Here is a 23,895-nt window from a genome sequence, read left to right on the forward strand (position 1 = left end):
CATGGAAGAATTAGAGGGAAGCAGCCCGGAGCGGTCACTTCAGGAGCAAATTAGGGAGTTGGAAATAGCGGAGAAAAAGAAGGAGCAGAAACGGCTTTTTATTCATATCGGTCTTTTTATTGCCACGTTTATTTGTACCACCCTGGCTGGTGCTGAGTGGAGCAGAAACAAGTTCCTGCTTTTCAGCGAAGGATATACCTGGGCTGATTTTGTGGCTGGCATGGAGTTTTCCATACCGTTTCTGACCATCCTCACCTTTCACGAATTCGGGCATTATCTCACCGCCAAATACTATAAAATCAAAGTTACCCTGCCTTACTACCTACCGCTTTGGCTGGGGTTTCTGGGGTCGCCCAGCATAGGCACCATGGGCGCCTTCATCAACATCAAAGGTAAAATTAAAACCAGGCAGCAATACTTCGATATTGGCATTGCAGGGCCGCTGGCAGGTTTTGTTGTAGCACTATTTGTGCTTTGGTATGGGTTCACTCACCTGCCGCCGCAAGAGGACATTTTCCAGATTCACCCTGAGTACGCCCAATATGGCCTCGACTATCCTAACCATGTTTATAGCGATTCTACCGCATCTATTGGCCTGGGCAACACCATCTTGTTCGATTTCTTCAGGGAGCATGTGACTACACAGCCGGAGCTGCTGCCTCACCCCAATGAGATCATTCACTATCCATGGATACTCGCCGGCTACCTGGCGCTGTTTTTCACAGCGCTCAACCTGTTGCCCATTGGCCAACTCGACGGAGGGCACATCGTTTATGGCCTGCTCGGGCTCAAAAACTCAAGGCTGGTATCAGCCGGCCTCTACATTGCCTTTATCTTCTATGCCGGGCTTGGGATAGTTACGCCTTTTATGGATTGGAGTGGGACAACCACTTTTTTCATGATGCCGGTGCCTAACCTCTTCGCCATTCCGGTGTATATCTATTTTTTGAAGTGGGTCATGCAAAGCCTGACCGACAACGATATGAATCGCTGGATGGTGGCCGTAGGCATCTTTACAGCTCAGTTTGTGGTTTCATTTATCTTCCCAACAGTGGAAGGCTACAGTGGCTGGCTGCTTTACGGAATCATTCTGGGCCGGTTTATTGGCATCTATCATCCGCCGGTAGCTCACGACGAGCCGCTCGACTTCAACCGCAAGGTGCTGGGGTGGATTGCCCTCATTATTTTTGTGATTTGCTGGAGCCCGAATCCGTTTACGACCTAGTTGAGAACTGCCTTTCGGGAGTGTAAATAATGTTTAAGGTAGTTTCTTTCACTTTTGCGAATAGCACACCACTTTTTTCGTGAAAGCTAACTCTCATTTTTGTCAAGAATACTACCAAAAATACTTTTTGCTCACTTGATGGTAGTTCTGAATTTGATCTGATTTGATGGTGTTTTCGGTATGCTAAACCAAAACACGTTTATCGTATTAATGCGACATCCTCCATTATATGGAGAAATGTTGGTTTCACACATTACGGCTTCTCCCCGCCTAAAAAAACTGGTGCGGGTTTGTATTTTGTCACAACTGGTGGTCGAAATTTTCACACCGACAACCGTTCTGGTGGCAAAGTCAACATCTGAAAAAAGAAAATAGCTGCAATTAGGATGGGGGGATTTGAACGAATAGAGAGTTTCCTCTAGTTCTTGCTCGCTATTGAATATGTAGGTTTCCTCAAGCTTATTTAGATTAAGACAACCAATGTTGACTTCCTCCACATCTGTCATTGGAACTCCATCATCCTGAATGGGACTTAAGAAGAGAGTGATAAATAAGGTGATGCTGAATGCCATTTTGTGTATCTTTTAGTTATTGGCAAGTTTGCCACTGGTCTAGTTATTTGAGCGAGAGTGCCCGACTCGAAAAGCGTAATCAACATTAGAAAAAGAAGGGAAGCGGCTAGTTTTCATAAGGTCTCACGTCAAAACTGACATCTTCTTTGGCTGTTTTTGGAATACTCCACCACAAGATCTTTTGCCTCAATACAAAGCAATTGCCATCATCAAACCTTACTTGGCATATAATCTTCTTTTGCCCTTCAAGATGGAAACTTGACGAGTGGTTGAATGTCATACAGCTTCCTGATTCTAGTTTTACCCCGACTAAGGTTCGCTTGGAAAAATCAATTGCAGCTATTTGTGTCTTTCCGCAGTTTAAGTTTGGTGATCTAAACTCGGACATGGCCCTAGTAAATTCTGCCGCACTGTTAAAGACATAATGCATATCTAGTTTGTCCAGGTTTAAACACCCAATAGTAACTTCTTCAACATCCGTTAAAAGAATCCCATCCTCCTGAAGGGGGCTGAAAAGCAAGGCTAAAAGCAAAGTGATATTCACGGTTATAACGGACACTTCTAGTTGGATTTGAGTTTGCTAATGGTTTCCTCCAGGGCTTTGATTCTTGTCTCTTGCTCCTGGTTCTTTTTGTTTTGCTCGATAATGTACAATGTGAGCTCCTCCACCTTCTCCAGTAGTTTGTTGCTCATTTCACCTACAAGCCAGCCCTGTTCCTTTATTTCATTAGCGGAAGGGATGCCTGGGAGGTGGTGGTTGCTTTTGATGTGAGCTTCCACCTCGTTTAGCGGTGTGAGGGGGTAATTTTCATCGAAAACATAGTCGGCGGGTACGTCCAGGTTAACAATGACTTCTTTTGCGTGAATTGTTCCTCTTACATCAAGCTCGTGGTCGGGATCGAGCGATCCCATACCGACTTTTCCGTCTGCAGTGAAAACAGCCGTTGGGTAGTTGTGATTTTTACCAATATAATAGAAGTCCAAAGACGAATTCCCTGAACCATACGCCCCAAAACCTCTCCAGTCGACGGACGCATCATTGGAAAGAAATCCGTAACTAAAGTCCCATGAACTTGCATCTCCCTCACGCTGGAGTCTGACGCCCAAATTGTCATATGTCCGAAAGCTGCGATTTCCAGTTGATGTATCAAATAGTACGGCAAATTTACTGTCCGACCATATTTGTCCTATGGATAGCTTTTCATCCATTTTGACGTTTTTATAGAAACGATAAGTCCAGGCTTTTGAGGGATCGAAATCAAATAGTAATTCATTGTTGGAATTGTAGAATTGAAATGGACTATTGTCAAGCGACTGCAAAACAAAAGTTCCCTTGTAGTTTAGGTCTAGATTGTCGCTGTTAGTTCTAACAAAATAAGTTCCGTCGTTAACTCCTGCGACGTTCTTAAATATCAGCTTGTCACCCTGTGAAAGGGAGATATTTTGAGCATATGCTGCGGTTGAGACAACTATTATCATCATAGTTGTAAAAAATATATATTTCTCATAATTTTAGATAGTTAATATCCTTCTTTTGTGGTTGAATTATTTTTTAAATCGTCATTCATATTTTTTATAAAAAATATAAGATTTTCTATTTTACCAATAGATTGCTATTCATTTTACCCGGCATCTAATCGTCATTAAGTTATCTGCTACAGAAATGCCTTTAAGGTGGTGGTTTTCTTTTAAATACGCACCCACTTTGTTCAGTTGAGTGAGGTAGTAATTTCCATCAAAAGTGTACTTGGTGGAGACTGTTAACATTGCTTCAGCATTTTTGTTTGGAATACAAATCCTCAACAAAGAGCCACTATAAGCAGAGCTTAGAGTTTTTTTATCACCTTATAAAAGTTTCCCAACACTGCCAAAATATTAAACCAAAAAGTAGCTATTAGATATGGTTCAATCGCCCAATTAAGAGCATGCAATTAAATACAATCATTCTAATATAGGACATCCTGTAATTATTGGTTAATTTTTTGTAAAAGTTTAATGAATATTTTAAAAAAATATAAAAAGTAGGAGGCTCAGAAGTTGAAGAGTAGTTTTTATAAGACCAATTTTCTTAAAAGAAGTGAGTAAGAAGTAATGCCACCTTCCAAGTTCTTAACATTCTTGAACCCATGCTTCAGTAGATACTTTGTACCCGTTCGGCCTCTGGCACCTGCTTTGCAATGGATCACAATCATTTTGCTTTTCCACGAGGCAATTTCCTGTAGCCTGAAAGGGAGACTGTTCAATGGGATATTGAGGCCGCCTATGTGGCATTCTTCGTACTCCCATTCTTCTCTTACGTCCAACAGCAGAAAGTCTGCTTTGGAGTCAATTAAGGTCTTCAACTCCTGAGGGAGGATTGTCATTGGTTGGGTCAGTTGGTCAGTATCAATTTAAATGTACTTTTTCTGTTTTGAAAAATGTACTGCACAAAATAAAGACCTTTTGGCAAGTGAGTCAAATCAATTGACCAGGGACGCTGGTTCTCCGTTAATTGAACAGGAAAAGCCTTTCCTGAAACATCGGCTATGAAAACAGCTTCCGGCTTTTCTGAGAAGTATACTATGCCCTCACTCGGGTTGGGGTAAATGGTTAGCTCTTCGATGGGATTTTCATCAAGGCCAGTCACTGACCTGAAAGGCACATTTTCGAATACCGGCCTGATCATCAGGCTTCCATCTGTTCGTTCGTTTTGCACCCAGCCGTTGCCTACGTTGAAGTAGATTCTGTCGCCGGTATTGTTGTTTTTATCCAGCCCAATGCCCACAAAGTTGTCGGTGTACTGCCGGTAGCCAATGTAGAAGGTGTCACTCACCGCCACTGGTATTTCAAATTTGTAGCGCACAAACTGATCAAGCTCCTCTCTGAACTCCACGCTCACCCGCTGTAGTGCCAGCAACGTGGGATTGATATTTGTCAGCGTCTTCCAGGCTATGATGTCCAGCGGCTGGCCATCGGCAAACGGTGCTATTCTGGGGAAGTGGATATCAATCCCTGTGAGCGTGTCTTGCGACAGTGCCGCTACTTTATAGGCCAATTGCCCCCGGCTTTGGTTGATGCCGGCGGCATATTCTGCAGTGCCATCGTCCCAGGCGGTATAGTCTGAAAAAGAAAGACTAATACTTGTGGTGTCGTTGTTTCTATAGTTGATGTTTTCAAAGTAGGTGGTGTCAGCTGTCAGTGGATCAACCCTGCTTATAAGGTATTTGTCTCCTGTTTTGAGAAACAAATCCATATTTAGAACGACCGAGTCCTTGTCTTGCAAAAATGCTTTGATTGCTTCGGTGTCGACGGGCGAACTTGTTATTGTTCGCCTTTCAAGCCCCTGAGGTATTGGATCTACTACCTGGTTTTTATCAACTGAAGAAATCAATTGCCCGGTGCTGGCTTCCACAATCTGAATATTGTACTCCACAGGTTGCAGCAAAGCATCGAGGTTGAAAAACTCAAATGAACTTGTGCCTGATAGCATGTCGGCAGCTGACTGAAATTGGCTTGGAGGTAAGGCGTAAATACCCTTCAGTGGTGATAATGGGGCAGCAGAGAGGGCCCTGTCGAAGTAGGTGTTATTGGAAGGGCTTCGGTTCTGGTTGAGGTAAATGTAGTCGAGGTGCCAATGATCAAACGGCCCGGTTTGTTTGTTGAAACTCTGAAATCGAAACCTAAATCCTTCATGGTAAAACTCAGGTTGCAAAATAGGCACAAACTGTTGTGTAAAGTCATCCTTCAAATTTTCCTCTCCACCTTTGAGTACCCATTTTGTTACCCAAACGCTGTCTCTGCTTAAAAACTGAAGGCGCAGTGAGTCTTCAGTGTTAGGAATTTCGCCCAGGCCCTTTATTTGCCAGAAGAAGCTGAGGTAAACTGTACTACGCAGGTTGGCAGGAATAACCGAGAGGTCGATGGCTTTGGAGGTGAGGCTATCTGCAGGCCCCACGAAATTGGAAGTTGGGTTGTGCGGGATGCCATTGCTATTGAGCCCGTCGAATGTTGCCACACCAAGGGTAGGAGGGTGCAGGCCAAGCGTGGCATTTACCCATACATCGTTGCTGCTGACCCACCACTCGCTGCTCGGCTGACCGGTGTAGCTCGAAAAGTCGTCCCAAAAGGGGAGCTGAATGGTGTCGTTGGCGTCAAGCGTTCTTCCTGAAGCTGCATACTTGCTATTGGTGGGGAAGGCAATTGGTTTTTGGATAAGCTGGGCAATAGCGCCGTGGCTTCCAGCTACAAATGCTGCCAGGAAGAGAATGCCTTGTAGCCATCGCCCTTTTTTTGTCATTAATTAAATCTTTCTGGCTCCGAGCCTACTATCCAGAGGTCTATGTAGTCGCCTATTTTGATCTTTTTGTCAGCCGAAGGAGATTGTTTAAAAACGGTGCCCAGAGGCATTGACTGTTCCTGGTAGGTAACTGCGCCGTCAGCACTTTTTACTTCTATCGTCGCTTTGCCATCTTCTTCGTAGTGAACGTCGCCTACCTTAAGGCCCTGTCCAATAACGGAAAATTCAGCGTCTTCATATGTAAGGCCAATTAAAGTTGGGGCATTAAACACCTGGTTGCCGAGCCCGTCGCCTACAATTAGGTCAATTTTAGCTCCTTTTGGCACGGAGGCTCCTTCGCTGATAGGCTTGCCCTGATAGAGCTGCTTAAGCACCGCATTTAAGGCCATGTCTGATGCGTAGGTGATTTCTCCTAGCAGAAGGTCGTAACTCTTAAGCACCACCTGTGCATTTTTTACCGAGCCATCTACCAGCTGAGGCATCCTTACCTTGGGTGGCTCCTTGGCATTCAATGAGATATATATTTTTCTATTTTCCTTTACCTTCGAGTTGGGCAGTGGAAACTGCTTGAGTACGGCCAACGGCGGGTATTGCGATGAAAACCCAGAATCTTTATTGATCTCAAAACGCAAATTCCGATCAGTCAGAAACTCATCCAGTTCATCCAAAGGAATCCCTTCCAGGTCAGGCACGGTAATGGTCTCTCCATGGTTGGTCGTGTTGGGCAGATAGACGTAAAAGAACCCGAGCAGGAATACGACGGCTATGGCCACCATCAGGGCCAGCTGGATCAGCACATCTCTCCATGAGTTGAATTGAAAAAGTGTCATTTGCTACAGTTTAGGTCAGGCTATTAGTTTTTGTCGCTGCATACCGTAAGTCAGAATCGCATCAATGAACTCGTAGGGTTTGTAGCCATTGATGGCCGATTGGTGGAAAATACAAGTAGCGGGTGTCATTCCAGGTAATGAATTAATTTCAATAATAATGGTTTCTACCTTGCCATCCTCATAAATACGTACAAAGGCATCGATTCTTGCGTAACCCTCAATGTTTAAAATCTCAGCTACTTTTTCCAGGTCTTTTCTTACCTTTTCACTCACCCGCTTATTTTCTTCAGGTGTTTTACCAAACCTCGCCGGGGTGATGTTCTGCCCCTCTCCGGCCAGAAACTTTTCTTCGAGTGAAAGCACGTCGCCAGTGGCCAGGGTTTCCGAAGGCTCAAACAACTCATATACTCTGTCGCCGTTGTCGTTGATGCTTGTGAGCATGCCGCCAGTGATTTCTAAAAAGTGTGTGGCACCGTTTCTGTCTATCAAGTCTTCAAGCAAAAAGTAGCTCTTTTGAGGGAACTCCTCATTGTCCTTCAGCTTGAGCACTTTCTGCTGAGCAGGCAAAAACTCCGGCGTGTCTCTAAACATCATTTCAGCAAAAGCGCAAAGTTCCTGCTGGTTTCTGATTTTCTTCACAGCGGAACTACAACCATCGTCAGCCGGCTTGGCAATCAGCGGATAGGTGAAGCCCTTCTCCAGTTCGGCTATTGTTTTAGCGGGATGCGCCAGGTATTCCTCCTTGTAAACGAGCGTGTGATTGGCCACTGAAATGCCATGTTTCATCAGTAGCTCATTGGTTTCATATTTATTGATAGTAATGCGGCTGCTGTCCACGCCCGATCCGTTGTAAGGAATGCCCAGCTTCTCCAACTCCACCTGCACGGCACCGTCTTCGCCAGGCCTGCCATGCAAGGCGATAAACACTGCATCTACCAAACCTGATAAGTCCTCGTACTTGATTCGCTTGTACTTCAAAATAGTGCCAGGAGCATAGGTGCTGGTAATTGTGCCAGCTTCAGATTTTATTTGCCCAATTACCGGGTGCTCATTTTTGGAGGCTGCCGCATGAAGCTTTTCTCTGATATCATCAGCGTTGTCTTTGAGCATGATATTAACCGGAAGCAAGTAGAGCTCATGGTTTTCTTCGCTGCCAGTGAGGAAAATAGGGACAGGGTGGTATTTTGTGGAGGAGGCTAACTTTTCAAAAATATTCCTTCCACTTTCCACGCTAATATGCCTCTCAGAAGAGAAGCCACCCATGATCACACCCACATTGATTTTTTTCACCTCTGAAACTGCCAGAAGCTGAATCTCAGTATCCAACTTTTTGAGCAGCCCTTTCATTTGGTGGATCATTTTGCCGGTTTTTATTCTAGCGGCCAGTGAGGTGCGAATGATGTAAGTGAGAAACTGCGAAGGGTTAAGCCCTATTTCAGCCGCCTGGTGAAAGAAGAACGACGATGGCAGCATGCCCGACGTCGTATTCGGGTCGTTCAGGAAAATGCTGCCATCCTCGGTGTAGAACCCATCTATGCGGGCGTATACCTGGCAGTGAAGAGCGGTGAAGAGTCTTTCACATTGTTCACGAATCCTTTGAATATCACCGTCGGGTAATTCAATCGGTGTTATTTTCCTGCTAATCCCTGGCAGGTACTTGGAGCGGTAGTCGAAAAGGTCTTTGATTTTTCTGATCTCGGTGGGCGGTAATGCCATCGGCGCACCGTTGTCATTTTCAATAACGATGCACGAAAACTCCCGGCCTTTGATGAAGGCTTCCACCAGCACTGTTTCCTCAGCGTGCTGACTGGTAAGCTGAATAGTATCTTTTCTTGTGGAAGCGAGGTGGTCGAGTTTCACCCAGAGTTTTTCAGGGTGAGATATCCATTCACCCTCCATCATCACAGGAAGACCAATACCTTCCCTGATGTCTGTAAGTTTTATAAGTTCTGTTCTTTTCCCTTCGTTGGCAAGTGTTGCCCACCAGCTCAAATCAATCTCTTCAATGAAAAAAGCCCTGTTCATGCCGTCCACAAAGTCTTCCACGGAGTCTTTATCGATAATGGCCACACCAATGGTCGATCCCTGATTGGGTGCTTTGATCACCAGCGGAAGCTTCAGCTTTGATTTTAAAGAATCGAAAACTGCTTTTTTATTGGCTTCCTTCAGCCACGAGTCTCTGTTAAGTAACTCGTAAGCGGGCGCAGAGAAGTCATTCTTTTCCAAAAGGTCTTTTTGAACAACCTTATTCACGCCAATGGCCGAAGGTAAAATACCGGAGCCTGAGTAAGGAATATTGTACCACTCCAAGAGCCCCTGGATATTGCCGTCTTCGCCAAAAGGCCCATGAAGGGCAAGGAAAGCAAAGTCGATAAGTGTTGGCAGTTCCTCGGGGCTGACTTTGCGGCCAACATGTGAGGCAGCACTCAATGCAAGGTTATGGTCCTCGGCCGCCAGCGACTCGATATATACCTGAAAATGATGAGGGCTTGGCGGCAGCAGCGACACAGGAGGATAGAAATCCCGAATGGTGCCTTTGTACACGTATTGCCAATCGAGCTCTATGATTTGTCCGAGGCTGTCAATGAAAAAGAGCACTGGCTCAAACAATGATTTATTGAGGTTGTCGTAAACTGTACGTCCTCCTGCAAAGGATATTTCTCTTTCCCTGGATTGTCCTCCAAAGAATATTCCTACTCTCATCTTTTAAATTTAATAATTACAGCGGTCACCGGCTACTTGTAACAAAATTACTCAACCGAAACGATTTTCAATGCCTGATAATGACTCTTTGGGCAGTTACGTTGTCCTTCGTTATCGCTTGTATCAGGTACATGCCATTGGCTTCGTTTACGGTGGTTAGCTGATAAATCTGATTCAATGTGTTAGGGTATTCTTTTTCGAAGTACACCCGGCCTCTCACATCCTGCATGCGTACCGTCACGGTTTGCCTCTCAGCCAGGCTAAAGGCCACGTTAATTACTTCTTTCGCCGGGTTAGGAAAGAGCCTGATCAAATCTTCCACAGGGAAAACAGGCGTTGGCTCACCTGACAGATAAAACTCTATGTCGTCCAAATACATATTGTTGCCGTTGCCGTTGGTGCCTACAATGGCCACCACCACACTGCTGTATCCTGCATAGGCTGACAAGTCGATTGTTTCTCTTTTCCAGTGCTCTGAAGTTGAGGGAGTCCAAAAATCTTCAGATTCGGTAATAGCCAGATCACTTCCCCTCTTGTCATATACGACGTCTCTGAAATTGATACCACAGTCCACGGACACCATCACTCTTAGTCGCTCCGAACGGTTTTCCCTTTTGGCATAGGAGAGTTTGAATGACATTGACGCTTCATCGGCGTCGTCAAGATCCAGCACTTTCGTGGCCAACCAGAACTCATCACCCAGCACAGTCAGGTCATAGGAAGTCATCCGGGCTACTTTGTTTCCCTGGCTGAGGCTTTCATCATTTTGAATTTGCCAGGTGCGTCCGTCGGTGTTTGTAATTCTGTGCAAAAGATTTTCTTCCACGCCCCTGTTCGAAGCAAATGTTTCTCTGAATGGGATCACGTCGGTGGCTGTTTTTACATGAAATAGCTGGGAGAAGCTGTTGTCGGAGATTCGCTGGTCGGTGTTGCCATTTGGCTGGTCGAGGGCCAATTCAAGCTTATATGTGCCATCTTCCAGGGCGTCAATCTCCAATGGTACGTTGATCGTTTGGCCAGTATTGATGAAGATATTGTTAACCTGCAATTCCTTTGAACTGTTGTTAACCGTGTAGGAAAGCGAAAAGCTGGTGATGGGTTGCTTCCCAAAATTCTTAACCTCGACCGTTGGTACCGGCTGGTTGATACACGAAATGAAGGAAAGATCAGTTACTTCACTAATGCCGATATCGTAGTCGGCCAGGTTATTACTCGATATTTTTATGTCGTCAAGGTACAGGTTGTTGCCCAGTCCGTTTTGTCCGATGAAGGCGAGCTGTATTCTGTCGGCTCCTTTGAAGCTGTTGAGAGCGATAAACGCTTTTTTCCATTCGGCTGGGCCTGAAGGAATAAATTCTTGTCCGGGCTCTATATATGTGGTGGCAAGGTCTTCGCCAAATCTTTGGAACACAATGTCGTCGTACCCGAAAGTGGCGCCGCAGTCGGTCGAAACTGCCACCAGCAGGCCGTCCGAATTATTAATGCCGTCGTGCCCATAGGCGTAGTCGAAATCGATGGTGAGCGAAGGGTATTTTGTTAAGTCTATTATTGGAGACAGGAGCATTTCCCAGTCGCCAAATTGTGTCGAGTCGGCATTGAAGTAGTCAAACTCCATGGCCAGGTTGGTGGCCAAGGCCTTCGGTGCCAGCGTGATGGCTGCAAAGGGCTGATCGGGGTTGTCGGCCTTCATGACCAATTGAGAACCGTTCTCTTCAAAGGTTTCCAGCATCGGCAGCGAAATTAGTCGCTGGTAGCTGGCGTCTATCGAGACTTTGTTGTTGCTGGCATTGTTGTCTATTGCCTGGTTGACACTGCCGATTTCAAATGTTGTGGTATATAAGCCGCCTTGCTCAAGCAGTACTTCGTCGAAGGTAACGGTGTAGGCAGCCAGGGGGGCGAGGTTGGTGGAGATTGTTCTTGAATCCCACTCCAGCCCGTTAATAACAGCGCTTACCTCAAATTGCGTGATGATGTTGGTGCCATAGTTTCTCACTACTATCTCTGGCATAAACCTGGCAGAGCAGATACCACCTGCCGGACTAACGATCGTTTTTATGCCCAAATCATTGGCCACAAGCGTTGGCGCAACCAGTGCTTCCGATCCTATGAGGCTCCTCCTTCTGGGGCTAAACTCCAGCACGGTTCTCATCCTCTCTTTTTGATCCTTTGTAAAAATATTCATGCACTTGTCGGGGCTGTAGTCCATGTAGTTCTCAATCATGTCGGTAGACCCACAGCTCGCCTTTGACAACTCGCAGCTGCCTGATGAACTAGCCCTGTCTGCCGCTGGAGTATCGGAACAGTAATCGTCTGATCCACAGCCGCCGTCGCCCCAAATATGTCGCAGCCCAAGGTAGTGGCCTATTTCGTGGGTAGCTGTCCGTCCGGTAGAAAACTCCTTTGCATTGAAGCCCTGGCCAAAGTACTCATAGTCAATGGTGACGCCGTCAGGCAGAAATTTATTAGCAATGTTGGGTTTAAGGCCGATCAGGTCTGATACCGGGAATTGCGCAAACCCCAACAAGCCCGATTTAAGGTTGGTTACCCATATATTGAGGTATTTGTCGGGCGGCCAATAGCTAACCTTCTGAAGCAGGTCTTCTTCTCCAATGGCGTAGGAGTCTTTGCCGGCACGAGCCCTTACAATGCCGCTGGTGGGCATGCCTTCAGGGTCTCTTTTGGCTAACGCAAATTCTATAAGTGCGTCAGCTGCCACAGGCTTAAATATCTCTCGGGTGTCGGTTGTGTCTGAGTTTAATCTACGGAAGTCCTGATTGAGTAACTCAATTTGAGACAGTACCTGCTCCAGCGGAATGTTCGATCCTTCTCCATACGCCTCGCCCTGATGCAATATGTGTATCACCACAGGTATGGTGTAAACGGTTTCAGCAGTTCTGCTATTTCTCAACCGAAGCTGACGCTCAGTTTTTTTGGTTTGAACCCACGATTCAAACTCTTTGACAGATTCACCAATAATCGGTCTGTATTTTTCTTCGAGCTGGACGGTGCCACACTTTTCCTGTGAAAAAGCTGGGTGGCTAAAGCATAAAAAAATGCAAACAGCAAAGTCTAAAAAAAGGTATAACCTCCTGCTCATTGAGTATGTTAAAAAACGTGGATGAGAGGTAACGAGGTAATGCTATAAAAATTATTTCATTAAACGACAGCCACATTCACCGCTTCCACTTTACTTATTTCCGGAACAGCTCTTTTAATAGCCTCTTCTACGCCGGCTTTCAGTGTCATGGCCGACATAGGGCACGACCCGCAATTGCCAAGCAACTCAAGCTTTGCCACATGCCCTTCATCAATGCTTAGCAGCTTAACATTTCCACCATCAGCCTCCAGATAAGGTCTGATTGAATCAAGCGCACTTTCTATGCGCTCCATCAAAGCTATATATTCAGGTGTGTCAGCAATCATTTCTTAAACATTAACTTCAACTACTTTCGTTTTTTCTTTGGCAGCATTTCTCATTGCCACCTGCTGAGCCACGGCTTGTGCAATGCCATTGAAAGCATCAGCCGTTATCCCATCTTTCATTACCGCAGGGTAGCCGCTGTCGCCAGACTCTCTGATCGACTGCACAAGCGGTACCTCACCAAGGAAAGGAGCATTGTTTTTCTCAGCGAAAAGCTTGCCGCCATTCTGGCCGAACAGGTAGTATTTATTGTTCGGAAGTTCCTCAGGAGTAAAGTACGACATATTTTCAATGATTCCCAGCACGGGCACATTGATCTGAGGCTGCTTGAACATGGAGTATGCCTTTTGAGCATCAGCCAGGGCTACTTTTTGAGGGGTAGTCACCACCACCGCACCAGTAACGGGCACTGTTTGCACAAGAGTCAGGTGTATGTCGCTGGTTCCCGGAGGAAGGTCAATTAAAAGGTAGTCGAGCTCTCCCCATTCCGTGTCGCCAATAAACTGCTTTAACGCTGAGCTGGCCATGGGCCCCCGCCACACCACGGCGTTGTCGGGAGGGGTAAGAAAACCTATCGATATCAGCTTTACGCCGTATTGTTCTATTGGTAAAATTACATTCTTTCCATTTTTCTCGATGATGCCGGGCTGCTCATGTTCGCAGTTGAACATAGTAGGGATGCTAGGTCCGAAAATGTCCGCATCAATAATGCCTACGCTGGCACCGCTTCTTGCAAGTGCTACGGCCAGATTGGATGTAACAGTGGATTTACCTACTCCACCTTTTCCCGAAGAAATAGCAATGATGTTTTTTACACCAGGTAACAGGGGCGCATTGTTTCTGATCGAAGTAACATTGGAGGTCATCAAAATAGAAAGCTCCACAGCCTCTCCGAAATCAGCATAAATCACGTCCTCACACTGACTCCTGATGAGCTCCTTCAATGGACACGCCGGCGTGGTAAGCTCCACGGCAAAACTGATCCTGGAGTCACCTACTTCCAGGTTTTTGATCATTCCAAGGGTCACCAGATCTTTCTTCAAATCTGGGTCGTCCACCTTGCTCAACGACTTTAATACTTGTTCTTTACTGATTTGGGACATGTAGAAAATGGCTGTTCTGATGCAAAACTGTTGCAAATTAATGCTTATACCAGCATGTAACAATGAGAAGAACGATAAAGTTGGGGAAGCTCAAAGTTTATTGAGCGCATTGGGTTTTCAGAGGCCTTTCAATTAGCCTGAGGTGACTTCAAATCAAATTTTTGAAGAGCGACGAGAAAAAAACTCATGCCGGCAAGCATAATAAGATGAGCGAAATCGTCCCTGTTGAACCATGGGTGGATATTGATGTCGAACCCGTGAACAAAAGCAGCCGAGCTAAGAACAAGGATGCCGATAGGAAAATAGACCAGTTCTTTATACTTCCGGCTCAGGAGGTAGCCACCCAGACCCACAATGAGGGTAAGGCCAATAATTGAGTTGTTCTTTGTCCACGAAAAGTCAAAGGAGACGAAGGCCATGCCCGCCAGCATGATGATCATTTTCAAAAGGGAAAATAGCTGTAGTCTCTTTTTCCAAACCTCTTTTTCGGCGGGGATAAAGGCGTAAATGCCTCTTTCGGCAAAGTAGACTGACAAGATGCCGGTTGTCCAGGGAAGTATTTTTCCGGTGAGCCCCCAGTAGTAGAAAAGCCCGTGCCCAAGTCCGCCGAAAAATCCTGAAATGCCAAGGATGAGGAAGAATAAACTCCAGTTTTTGTATGGAGGAGAGGTGTTTTTACGCAGCTTAAAATAAGCCACCACACCAAAAATGGTAATCAGCCAGTTCCAAACAATCGCCATCGGCTCCATAATGATCAGGCCGCCCCATTCTACAGTAATCTTCTCCATCCGGGCAAAAGTAGTATCTTTTTCAAAATAGGTTTTCACCCTCTTTGATAAACGGAGCAATGCCTTTTACCCGAAAGTATCGCCAGACACGGATTGATCATCAACTTTGGGCCTGACGGCTTTACCGGAGTCGGATTTACTTCGTAACTTCGAACCCCCATGCGCATCAGCGACCACATCATAACAGAAATACAATCCCGGATGGACATCCAGGAGGTGGTGTCCGACTATGTTTCGCTGAAGAAAAAGGGCCAAAACTTTTGGGCCTGCTGCCCCTTTCATGATGAGAAGTCGCCCAGCTTTTCGGTAGCTCCCAATAAGGGGATTTACAAGTGTTTTGGGTGTGGGAAAGGTGGCGACGCCATTTCTTTTATCATGGATATTGAGGGCCTTGGATATGTAGAGGCACTCAAGCACCTGGCCAACAAATATGGCATTGAAGTAGAAGAAGAGGAGGCCACACCCGACCAGATCAAAGAATTCAATGAAAAAGAAAGCCTGCTGATCTTACTCGATCATGCCAAAGGGTATTATAAGCAGCTTTTGTGGGAAGATGATGAAGGGCAGGCCATTGGCTTAAGCTACTTTAAAGAAAGAGGTTTCTCGGACGAAACCATCAAGGCCTTTGACCTGGGCTATAGCCACGACAAGTGGGACGGCTTCATGAAGTATGCCTCCAAAAATGGCTTCACTGAGGAGATGATGGAAAAGGCGGGCTTGGTTCTCGCCAAAGACGACGGTAAAAAATATGACCGCTTCCGGGGTAGGGTCATGTTTCCAATTCATAATCCGTCGGGCAAGGTCATAGGATTTGGCGCCAGGATACTGAAAAAGGCGGATAATCAACCCAAGTACATTAACTCCCCCGAGTCACCGGTCTACCATAAAAGCAATGTCCTTTTTGGGATGTTCCAGGCTAAGCAGGGTATTCGGAACGACGACAATTGCTATCTGGTGGAAGGCTACACCGACGTTATTTCGATGCACCAGGCCGGTGTTAAGAATGTAGTGGCCTCGTCGGGTACCTCATTGACCCGTGAGCATATCAAACTCATCAGCCGCTTTACGCAGAATGTCACTACACTTTTTGACGGTGACGTTGCGGGAATCAAAGCGAGTATGCGAGGCATTGATATGCTGCTCGAAGAAGGGCTCAATGTGAGAGCGGTCGTTTTCCCAGAGGGAGAAGACCCCGACAGCTACTCTCAGCAGCTTGGTGCTTCTGCATTCAAAGCTTTCCTGGAAAAGAACAGCGAAGATTTTATTGCCTTCAAAACACATCTGTACCTAAAGGATGCCGGCAGCGACCCTATAAAAAAGGCAGGCACCATCAGGGAGATTGTGGGTAGCATTGCGAAGATACCTGACGCCATTAAGCGGCTTGTTTTTGCCAGGGAGTGCAGCCAGCTAATGGACATGGATGAGGCTGTGATTGTTGCTGAGATGAACAAAATGCTCATCGAGCAGGGGCAGCAGCAGCAAAAGGAGAGGGAACGGCAGCAAACCAGGCAGCGGCTCGACCTCGACAGCTCCGGTTCAGCACCCGAGAGCTCACCTGATGCGACTATTTCAACGCTCGCAAAGCCGGAGGTTGATCCAAAAATGATTCAGGAAAGGGAAAGCCTGAGGCTTTTGCTCAATTATGGTCAATTCGTGATAAAGGGAACCGAGGAAGTAGATCAGCTGCTCGCCGATTACTTTCTGCATGAAACAGACGAGGTGCATTTCAGTCACCCTGTGTATGCGCAAATCCTTGATATGTTTAAGAACAAGCTGGTAGATGGAGACGTGATAGATGCGGACTATGTGTTGAAGCATGGCACCGAACCAATGAAGAAGGAAGTGATCGATTTGATTACTGAGCGGCATGAGGTGAGCCATCATTGGACTGAGAAGTTCGACATCAAAGTAAACAGTGAAAGAAACGACCTGAAAGGTGCTACCTATGCCAATATTGTCAGGCTTAAGCTTCGGACAGTCAGGGCAGTGATCAAAGAGAATCTTGACAAATTGAAAACTGTAGAAACTGAGGCCGAGCAAGTGGAGATAATGGAGCACCATGAGGCACTCAAGAAGGTAGAAATGGGTTTAGCTGGAATCCTTGGTGTTGTCACCGTCGGTTAAGGCCTTGGAGAGGTTCTTATTTGTCAGTATGCATATTTAAATGAACCTTTGCGGAATACTTTTGATTTTAAGAGTGTTAAAAAAACAGTAGACACCCCAAAGGAGGGTGCAATTAGCACAATGCAAGAAGAAATACAACTCGACAAAATAGAAGACGCCATTGAGGCGATAAAAAGAGGAGAGATCATCATCGTAGTTGACGATGAGGACAGAGAAAACGAAGGCGATTTTATATGTGCTGCTGAAACTGTCACCCCTGAAATTATCAATTTCATGGCTACGCATGGCAGGGGGTTGATTTGTGTGCCCTTAGTGGAGGAACGATGCGAAGAGCTGGGGCTGGAACTGATGGTTGGTAAAAACACCGCCCTTCATGAAACTCCTTTCACTGTTTCTGTCGATCTGAGAGGGAGGGGAGTAACGACTGGCATTTCGGCCAAAGACAGGTCGGTGACTATTCAGGCCCTGGTTGACCCCAATGCAGCGCCGGAAGAATTTGGCAAACCCGGTCACATTTTCCCACTTAAGGCCAGAAAAGGTGGTGTTCTGCGCCGTTCAGGCCACACAGAAGCTGCTATCGACTTTGCCAGGTTAGCAGGGCTTTACCCTGCTGGCGTGTTGGTTGAAATCATGAATGAGGATGGCTCAATGGCCCGCCTTCCGGACCTGAAAAAAGTAGCCGAAAAGTTTAATCTTAAACTTGTCTCTATCAAAGACCTGATCACTTACCGCCTTGAAAAGGAGTCTCTGATCGAAAAACTGGTAGATGTGAAAATGCCTACAGAATATGGCAGCTTTCAGCTTCATGCGTATAAGCAAAAAAATACAGGCGAGCAGCATTTAGCACTCGTGAAGGGAACCTGGGAGCCAGGGGAGCCGGTCCTGGTAAGGGTGCACTCTTCCTGCGTTACAGGCGATATCTTTGGCTCTCACAGGTGTGATTGTGGTGAGCAGCTTCATAACGCCATGACAATGGTGGAGAAGGAAGGTAAAGGCGTTGTGTTGTACATGAACCAGGAAGGTCGTGGGATAGGACTGGAAGCAAAACTGAGAGCCTACAAGCTTCAGGAGGAAGGAATGGATACCGTAGAAGCTAACCTTCACCTGGGGTATAAAATGGATGAAAGAGATTATGGCGTGGGTGCACAGATACTGCGAGATCTTGGTATCAGCAAACTAAGGTTGATCACGAACAACCCCAAGAAAAGAGCGGGTTTGCTGGGATATGGCCTGGAAATTGTGGACAATCTGGCAATTGAGGTGGCTCCTAACGAGTTTAATGAGAAGTACCTCACAACCAAACGGGACAAAATGGGTCATATGATTTTGAAAGAGAAATAGTGGGTCGTTTTGCCTGGGAAATGTAATATTGTAGTATGAGGAGGATGGGAAAGTACTCGGTTTTTTTATTTTTTTTATTTTCTCTTTTAGCAAGTGGTTCATCCTATGCCCAATATTTTCCTTCTGAGTATTGGCACGATGGCTGGATAGTGAATGACGATGCCGACACCCTGAGAGGGGAGATCAAATACGACCTGCCTAACGATTTAGTGCAGGTAAGAAACCGGGATCGGATCAACACCTTCTCCAGCCGCAAAATTCTCTACATAGAATTTTACGACAAGACAACCGAAAACTACAGGCAGTTTTATTCGCTGCCGTATGCAGTTAACTACGACTACAAGGTGCCGATGCTTTTCGAGCTGCTGTACGAAGGAGAGCTGTCCTTGCTGACCAGAGAGTCAATTATTCAGGAAACCGTACCGTCGGTGCAGAGTTATTCTTTTAGTGGCTATAACCAAACAAGGCAAAGACTTGACTATAGTTTCTATTTCCTTGATAAAAAAGGTAATATCAGACTGTACAACGGGAAAAAACCTGAGCTTCAGGATGCTATGCGTGACAGGTGGTCGGAAGTAAAGCCGTTCATGAAAAAGAATCGTTTATCGCCAGATAAAATCCGGGATCTTGTGCGTATCGTAGCTTTTTACAATTCAGTGAAATAATTAACAATGGCAAAAAAGAAACCCCTCATTCTCGTTTCCAACGACGATGGAATAACCAGTCGTGGCATCAGGAAACTGGTAGAACTGATGAAAACACTTGGTGAGGTAATTGTGGTAGCACCCGATAGCCCACAATCAGGGATGGGGCATGCCATCACCATCGGTGACACCTTGAGGCTGGATACGGACGATATTTTTGGCGATGTAAAGGCTTATAAATGCAGCGGCACACCTGCCGACTGCGTGAAAATTGGCAAGCACTATATATTGAAAGATATTCGCCCGGACCTGGTAGTAAGCGGGATCAATCATGGAAGCAATACGTCCATTAGTGTGCTGTATTCCGGCACCATGTCGGCGGCCATAGAGGCAGCCATGGAAGGATTGCCGGCCATCGGGTTCTCGCTATGTGATTATTCACAGGAAGCAGATTTTTCTCATGTGGACGAATTCATTCTAAAAATAGCAAGGCAGGCCCTTGAAAAAGGGATTCCGAAGGGTGTGGCGTTGAATGTGAATATTCCACCAAAGAGAAACGAAGCGATAAAAGGCATCAAAATGTGCCGTCAGGCCAACGCCAAATGGCAGGAGGAATTTGATTTGCGTCACGATCCGTACGGTCGTCAGTATTTCTGGATGGCGGGAAACTTTGTGAACTTCGACAAGGGTGAGGACAACGACGAATGGGCCATTGCCAACAATTACATTTCTATTGTGCCTTGCCAGTACGACCTGACTGCCCACCATGCATTGCCTATCCTTAACGACGAATGGGATTTCTAATCTTCTGATTCAGGCACAACTACTACCGGAGGGTGGAAGAAGTTAAGCTTGTACTTCAAAAACAGGTTCACAGCAGGTACTCCACTACCAACCGTTTTTCCGTAGCCTGGCACAATGAGTACATCCGGATCGCCAGGGTTATCAATGCTGATCAAATGCCGGTAAGATGCCCTGAACCCCAGCCAAAAATTGCCTCTGAAGTTTCCTTCCGATTGAATGGAAAGCTCCAGCCAGCTTGCCTTAAGGCCACCACGTGCAAAAGCTCTTTCGTATGGTTCAAATAAACCAGAGGCACTTTCTATGGTGGTAACGCCTGAATCTTCAAAAGACGCCATTCCATATTGAGCTCCCAGCAGTAATTTATTTTTAGGATTGATGGCTAATTGGTAGAACAGGCCAGGTTTTATATACGTGCCAGTGGCGTTGTAGTCAGAGTTTTTGTAGGCTCCCGTTGGGTTGATGTTGCCATAGCCATAGCTGATGCTGCCCACATACCTGTTTTCAAACACTGCCTGTATGCCACCCTCGGCTTTGCTTTCGAAAGGAGTGGGCAAAGTAAGCAGCTTCCCATAGTCGAGGAGGAGGTGCAGCTCCGTTAGAAACGGATAGTTGGTGGTGTCCTTTATTTTGGCGGGTTTAGGCTCCTCTTCTTCATCGTCTTCACCATCAATGGCGGGAGGATTCGGTTTGGCGGTTTTGGTTGTATCAGCCAGACCTTCCGGATTCACCCGTGTTCTTGGTGGTTTTGGCCTGCCAATATCCTGGCCGTAAGCCGACAGGCTGACCAGCACAAATAACAACAATATGGCAGCCTTAGAAATAGACATTGATGGTAGTTTTTGTGCTCAGGCAAGGATCAGGTAATGCTTTGCAGTATACTTTCACACTGTCAAATGAAAACTTGTCGTCGGTTCTTTCAATGTTGGTGCCAATAAGCCTGGTGTAGCTCTTGGCCGTAAGGTCTTCAACAAACGAATAAGTAAGCTCCATACTATCCACTTTGCCTGCGATTTCGAAATAATATACTTGACTGGTAGTGTTCATATTCAGCGGTAGACTGAAAGTATTGGCACTATCTGAATACGAAACTTTGTTGCCATTGGCCGAGATGCTGGTAATCAAAATTGTGCCCTTGTTAATAGCTGCAGCTGTTTTAGTGAGTGGTGTCTTTGCTGCCGCAAGGGCGGCTTGTTCTGTCGTAATCTCCGTTTGCCTGGCCCTGGCTTCTGTGATCGCTGCCTGCACTGAATCTCTTTCCGGAATCAAATCATTGTTGCCTTCAGTAATTTGCTTGTTGAGGGAAGTTAGCGAGGTGTTGAGTGCCGAAAGCTGAGTAGTAAGGGCTGTCTTTTCCGCAGTTAAATGTTTCACAGCAGTGTCGATTGCTGCAATGGCCGAATTAATTTTTTGCAGACTGTCAATGTTGAAAAACCTGACTTTTACCGCTGGCTCTTTTTCATAGGGCTCTACCTCGCCAAGACAAGACCACAGCAAGAGGCCTGTCAATAGGAAAAAAAGAATTTGCCAATGGTTTATGTTTTTGCCCAGCTTCATAGCTACTGCGGATCGACATCAAAAATAACGGATGTCTGCCGGAATATTTTATCCTGTTGCAATTCTTCCATCTTTTGAGTCAGGAATTCTTTGGCCTTGGGGATAGAAATGCCTCCTTTTTCCAGCTTGATGGTAATTTCCTGATGGTATTGATTTCGTATTCTTGCTATTAACGGTTCCTGGGGGCCAAGTATTCTGTGGCCTCCCAACGAAGTTTGAATACTTTTTAAATAGTGGTTGGCGGTTTCCCAAACCAGTTGTTTGTCCTGGTTTCGGAAAAGCACCTTTATCATTCGCACAAATGGTGGGTAGTGAAAGCTTTCCCGCTCCAAAATCTCCATCTGGTAGAATCGCTTATAGTCGTTGGTTCGTACTAAATGAAAGACAGGCTGCTCCGGGTTGTTGGTCTGAATGATCACTTTTCCATTGTTCGATCGCCGGCCAGCCCGGCCGCTTACTTGTGTCATCATTTGAAAGGCCCGCTCATGAGAACGAAAATCGGGAAAATGAATGATGCGGTCGATGTCCAAAATGCCTACAAGCTCCACGTGGTCAAAATCAAGACCTTTGGTGATCATTTGCGTACCTACCAGCACATCGATTTCGCCATTTTCAAAGTTTTCGATGAGCTGTTCGTAAGTACTTCTCGTGCGGGTCGTGTCGTAGTCCATTCGGCTGATGCGGCCGGTGGGAAGCAACACCTTTAAGTCGTCTTCCAGTTTTTCCGTACCGAAACCAATCGTTTTTATTTTGGCCGAACCGCACGCCTCACAATGCGACGGAAGGGGTTCACGGAAACCACAGTAGTGGCAGAGCAGCTCCTGCCGGTACATGTGATACGTTAAGCTCACCGAGCAGTTAGCACACTTGGGTATGTGGGCACAGTCTTCGCAGTGAAGATAGGGCGCATAGCCTCTCCTGTTCTGAAAGAGGATGACTTGTTTATTTTCTTCCAGGGTTTGCTCAATGGCTTGCAGCAACCCCGGCGACAGGTCGCCGTGCATTCGTTTTTTCTTTCGCTCATCTTTCAGGTCAATGAGTGCAGTTTCAGGCATTTGCACTTCACCAAACCGGGTTTCCAATGTTACCAGTCCGTACTTTTCATACACGGCGTTGTAGTAGCTCTCAACAGACGGCGTAGCGGAGCCTAACAGGATTTTGGCATGGTGAATCTGCCCCAGCATAATGGCTGTGTCTCGGGCGTGGTAGCGGGGCGCCGGGTCATATTGCTTGTACGACGACTCATGCTCCTCATCGATAATGATAAGAGAAAGGTTGTTGAAGGGCAGGAAAACTGATGACCGCACACCCACGACAATCGGGAATCGGCCGGAAAGCACGCCGTTCCAAACTTCGACCCGTTCGTTGTCGGAGTACTTGGAATGATAAATGCCGATTTTGTCGCCGAAGACCTTTTTCAAGCGGCGAAGAATTTGAGCTGTTAGGGCAATTTCCGGAAGCAGATAAAGCGCCTGAGCTCCTTCGTCCAGCACTTGCTGGAGCAGGCGAATGTAGATCTCCGTTTTTCCACTCCCGGTAACACCATGGAGCAGCACCGTCGATTTTTTCTCGAAGAGGCCATGGATTTCGGATAGTTTCTCTTCCTGCAATGAGGTTAGCTCAGGAATAACCGCTTCCTTCTTTTTTGGCTCACCAAATCTTGAAATTACCTTATCAAATTCTTCGAAAACCCCATTTTTTACTAAAGTGCCAAGCGACGAAGTCGAAAGGCCTGATGCAAGGAATTCCCCTTTGGAAACTCCCAGCTGGTTTCTGTCTTTCAGCTCATTCACAGGCACTTCTCTCAGGTATTTCATTACCAGCTCAAGTTGTTTTTCTTTCTTTTCGAGCTTTTGAAAGAGTGCTTCCAGCGCCAATAGGTCATTCTCCAGGGATGCCTGCAGCCGCACCCGCCTTTCTTTTTTCGGCTTGTACTTTTCAATGAGCTGCTCAAAAATCAGGATGGCTCCTTTGGCTGATAGCGATTTGATGAGGTGATAGATGTTTTTAACGCCGGTGATCTGCGAAATCTCATCATAACTCAGGTGTTCTTTTTCTTCCAGCGCTTCAACCACCTTCCACTCTGAGTCGGAATAGGTGTGGGCTCCATCATCGGGATCGAAGTCCGGGTGTTTCTGCACCATCGACTTGCTGCTGAGTTTTAGTCCGGACGGAAGGGCGGCGTTGAGTACTTCACCAGGCGTGCACATGTAGTAGCTTGCCATCCACTGAATGAGTTGGAGTTGCTGATCTACAATTGCCGGCTGGTCATCCAGTATATCCAGAATTTCACGAGCATCGTAATTTTGTGGTTTGGTGCCATGAATCTGAACGATAACCCCCGTTAGAACTTTCTTTTGTCCAAAAGGCACAATCACCCTCCTGCCAGGCTCGGCTTTATCAATATGCTCCGCCGTTACCTCGTAGGTAAACAACCTCGGGATAGGCACAGGAAGGAGGATGTCGGCGAAGGATAGCTTTGTGTTACTCATCAATCAGACAAAAAAACG

Annotated in this window: 19 protein-coding genes; 5 read left to right on the plus strand and 14 right to left on the minus strand. The window is 46.3% G+C overall.

Annotated elements, in window-relative coordinates; all coding sequences use genetic code 11:
- Position 1: 1 nt before the first annotated feature.
- Positions 2-1,225 carry a site-2 protease family protein gene (locus ACMVP2_RS16465; protein ID WP_416864246.1) on the plus strand — a complete coding sequence of 408 codons (1,224 nt, stop codon included), beginning with the start codon at positions 2-4 and terminating at the stop codon, positions 1,223-1,225.
- 131 nt (positions 1,226-1,356) lie between these two features.
- Here the strand turns inward: ACMVP2_RS16465 and ACMVP2_RS16470 are convergent, their stop codons facing one another.
- The 11 genes from ACMVP2_RS16470 to ACMVP2_RS16520 form a co-directional block, all read right to left on the minus strand.
- Positions 1,357-1,797, minus strand: a complete 441-nt coding sequence (locus ACMVP2_RS16470) for a hypothetical protein (RefSeq protein ID WP_339790849.1) — start codon at positions 1,795-1,797, stop codon at positions 1,357-1,359.
- A 106-nt stretch (positions 1,798-1,903) separates the two neighbouring features.
- Positions 1,904-2,356: a hypothetical protein gene (locus ACMVP2_RS16475; protein WP_339790847.1), complete on the minus strand. Its 453-nt coding sequence runs from the start codon at positions 2,354-2,356 to the stop codon at positions 1,904-1,906.
- A 2-nt stretch (positions 2,357-2,358) separates the two neighbouring features.
- Entirely contained in the window at positions 2,359-3,279 is a 921-nt protein-coding gene (locus tag ACMVP2_RS16480) for a hypothetical protein (RefSeq protein WP_339790845.1), read from the minus strand.
- Positions 3,280-3,848: 569 nt separating this feature from the next.
- Positions 3,849-4,160 carry a rhodanese-like domain-containing protein gene (locus tag ACMVP2_RS16485; RefSeq protein WP_339790843.1) on the minus strand — a complete coding sequence of 104 codons (312 nt, stop codon included), beginning with the start codon at positions 4,158-4,160 and terminating at the stop codon, positions 3,849-3,851.
- Between the two features lie 8 nt (positions 4,161-4,168).
- Complete coding sequence (locus tag ACMVP2_RS16490) at positions 4,169-6,073, minus strand: T9SS type A sorting domain-containing protein (protein WP_416864247.1); 1,905 nt, start codon at positions 6,071-6,073, stop codon at positions 4,169-4,171.
- Complete coding sequence (locus tag ACMVP2_RS16495; RefSeq protein ID WP_339793234.1) at positions 6,073-6,903, minus strand: PASTA domain-containing protein; 831 nt, start codon at positions 6,901-6,903, stop codon at positions 6,073-6,075. Before ACMVP2_RS16495 ends, ACMVP2_RS16490 begins: the two co-directional genes overlap by 1 nt.
- A 15-nt stretch (positions 6,904-6,918) precedes the next feature.
- Entirely contained in the window at positions 6,919-9,606 is a 2,688-nt protein-coding gene (locus ACMVP2_RS16500) for a D-alanine--D-alanine ligase family protein (RefSeq protein ID WP_416864248.1), read from the minus strand.
- Positions 9,607-9,673: 67 nt separating this feature from the next.
- A complete protein-coding gene (locus tag ACMVP2_RS16505; protein WP_416864249.1) occupies positions 9,674-12,703 on the minus strand; it encodes a M43 family zinc metalloprotease in 3,030 nt (1,009 codons plus the stop codon).
- A gap of 59 nt (positions 12,704-12,762) precedes the next feature.
- The gene (locus ACMVP2_RS16510; RefSeq protein WP_317489984.1) at positions 12,763-13,029 is read right to left on the minus strand and encodes a NifU family protein; all 267 of its coding nucleotides are present in this window, start codon (positions 13,027-13,029) and stop codon (positions 12,763-12,765) included.
- Positions 13,030-13,032: 3 nt separating this feature from the next.
- Positions 13,033-14,130, minus strand: a complete 1,098-nt coding sequence (locus ACMVP2_RS16515; protein ID WP_416864250.1) for an Mrp/NBP35 family ATP-binding protein — start codon at positions 14,128-14,130, stop codon at positions 13,033-13,035.
- Between the two features lie 128 nt (positions 14,131-14,258).
- A complete protein-coding gene (locus tag ACMVP2_RS16520; protein ID WP_416864251.1) occupies positions 14,259-14,918 on the minus strand; it encodes a DUF6962 family protein in 660 nt (219 codons plus the stop codon).
- A 159-nt stretch (positions 14,919-15,077) separates the two neighbouring features.
- Here ACMVP2_RS16520 and dnaG point away from each other — a divergent pair, with 159 nt between their 5' ends.
- The 4 genes from dnaG to surE all read left to right on the plus strand — a co-directional run bounded on the left by dnaG (position 15,078) and on the right by surE (position 19,831).
- Entirely contained in the window at positions 15,078-17,042 is a 1,965-nt protein-coding gene (gene dnaG, locus ACMVP2_RS16525; protein WP_416864252.1) for a DNA primase, read from the plus strand.
- A gap of 120 nt (positions 17,043-17,162) precedes the next feature.
- Positions 17,163-18,383, plus strand: coding sequence for a bifunctional 3,4-dihydroxy-2-butanone-4-phosphate synthase/GTP cyclohydrolase II (locus ACMVP2_RS16530; protein WP_416864253.1), 1,221 nt, complete (start codon positions 17,163-17,165; stop codon positions 18,381-18,383).
- A gap of 35 nt (positions 18,384-18,418) precedes the next feature.
- Positions 18,419-19,048 carry a hypothetical protein gene (locus tag ACMVP2_RS16535; RefSeq protein WP_416864254.1) on the plus strand — a complete coding sequence of 210 codons (630 nt, stop codon included), beginning with the start codon at positions 18,419-18,421 and terminating at the stop codon, positions 19,046-19,048.
- Between the two features lie 6 nt (positions 19,049-19,054).
- Positions 19,055-19,831 (plus strand): 5'/3'-nucleotidase SurE, encoded by a 777-nt coding sequence (gene surE / locus ACMVP2_RS16540; RefSeq protein ID WP_339793226.1) that lies wholly within the window; start codon positions 19,055-19,057, stop codon positions 19,829-19,831.
- Here the strand turns inward: surE and ACMVP2_RS16545 are convergent.
- Genes ACMVP2_RS16545 through priA form a run of 3 tightly spaced genes read right to left on the minus strand, consistent with a single transcriptional unit; the run spans position 19,828 to position 23,877 of the window.
- The gene (locus ACMVP2_RS16545) at positions 19,828-20,658 is read right to left on the minus strand and encodes a DUF6048 family protein (protein WP_416864255.1); all 831 of its coding nucleotides are present in this window, start codon (positions 20,656-20,658) and stop codon (positions 19,828-19,830) included. The genes surE and ACMVP2_RS16545 overlap by 4 nt on opposite strands.
- Positions 20,645-21,385 (minus strand): hypothetical protein, encoded by a 741-nt coding sequence (locus ACMVP2_RS16550; RefSeq protein ID WP_416864256.1) that lies wholly within the window; start codon positions 21,383-21,385, stop codon positions 20,645-20,647. The genes ACMVP2_RS16545 and ACMVP2_RS16550 overlap by 14 nt, the downstream gene beginning before the upstream one ends.
- 2 nt (positions 21,386-21,387) lie before the next feature.
- The gene (priA, locus tag ACMVP2_RS16555) at positions 21,388-23,877 is read right to left on the minus strand and encodes a replication restart helicase PriA (protein WP_416864257.1); all 2,490 of its coding nucleotides are present in this window, start codon (positions 23,875-23,877) and stop codon (positions 21,388-21,390) included.
- Positions 23,878-23,895 lie beyond the last annotated feature (18 nt).

Source organism: Imperialibacter sp. (genome assembly GCF_048007035.1).
Classification (GTDB): Bacteria; Bacteroidota; Bacteroidia; order Cytophagales; family Cyclobacteriaceae; genus Imperialibacter.

Excerpts from the sequence above, each read along its gene's own strand:
- ACMVP2_RS16535 (WP_416864254.1), top strand. The coding sequence starts at position 18,419 with ATGAGGAGGATGGGAAAGTACTCGGTTTTTTTATTTTTTTTATTTTCT.
- ACMVP2_RS16530 (WP_416864253.1), top strand. The coding sequence starts at position 17,163 with ATGCAAGAAGAAATACAACTCGACAAAATAGAAGACGCCATTGAGGCG.
- ACMVP2_RS16520 (WP_416864251.1), bottom strand. The coding sequence starts at position 14,918 with ATGGAGAAGATTACTGTAGAATGGGGCGGCCTGATCATTATGGAGCCG.
- ACMVP2_RS16470 (WP_339790849.1), bottom strand. The coding sequence starts at position 1,797 with ATGGCATTCAGCATCACCTTATTTATCACTCTCTTCTTAAGTCCCATT.
- ACMVP2_RS16485 (WP_339790843.1), bottom strand. The coding sequence starts at position 4,160 with ATGACAATCCTCCCTCAGGAGTTGAAGACCTTAATTGACTCCAAAGCA.
- ACMVP2_RS16495 (WP_339793234.1), bottom strand. The coding sequence starts at position 6,903 with ATGACACTTTTTCAATTCAACTCATGGAGAGATGTGCTGATCCAGCTG.
- ACMVP2_RS16510 (WP_317489984.1), bottom strand. The coding sequence starts at position 13,029 with ATGATTGCTGACACACCTGAATATATAGCTTTGATGGAGCGCATAGAA.
- ACMVP2_RS16490 (WP_416864247.1), bottom strand. The coding sequence starts at position 6,073 with ATGACAAAAAAAGGGCGATGGCTACAAGGCATTCTCTTCCTGGCAGCA.
- ACMVP2_RS16480 (WP_339790845.1), bottom strand. The coding sequence starts at position 3,279 with ATGATGATAATAGTTGTCTCAACCGCAGCATATGCTCAAAATATCTCC.
- ACMVP2_RS16500 (WP_416864248.1), bottom strand. The coding sequence starts at position 9,606 with ATGAGAGTAGGAATATTCTTTGGAGGACAATCCAGGGAAAGAGAAATA.
- ACMVP2_RS16550 (WP_416864256.1), bottom strand. The coding sequence starts at position 21,385 with ATGAAGCTGGGCAAAAACATAAACCATTGGCAAATTCTTTTTTTCCTA.
- dnaG (WP_416864252.1), top strand. The coding sequence starts at position 15,078 with ATGCGCATCAGCGACCACATCATAACAGAAATACAATCCCGGATGGAC.
- surE (WP_339793226.1), top strand. The coding sequence starts at position 19,055 with ATGGCAAAAAAGAAACCCCTCATTCTCGTTTCCAACGACGATGGAATA.
- ACMVP2_RS16505 (WP_416864249.1), bottom strand. The coding sequence starts at position 12,703 with ATGAGCAGGAGGTTATACCTTTTTTTAGACTTTGCTGTTTGCATTTTT.
- ACMVP2_RS16545 (WP_416864255.1), bottom strand. The coding sequence starts at position 20,658 with ATGTCTATTTCTAAGGCTGCCATATTGTTGTTATTTGTGCTGGTCAGC.
- ACMVP2_RS16465 (WP_416864246.1), top strand. The coding sequence starts at position 2 with ATGGAAGAATTAGAGGGAAGCAGCCCGGAGCGGTCACTTCAGGAGCAA.
- ACMVP2_RS16515 (WP_416864250.1), bottom strand. The coding sequence starts at position 14,130 with ATGTCCCAAATCAGTAAAGAACAAGTATTAAAGTCGTTGAGCAAGGTG.
- priA (WP_416864257.1), bottom strand. The coding sequence starts at position 23,877 with ATGAGTAACACAAAGCTATCCTTCGCCGACATCCTCCTTCCTGTGCCT.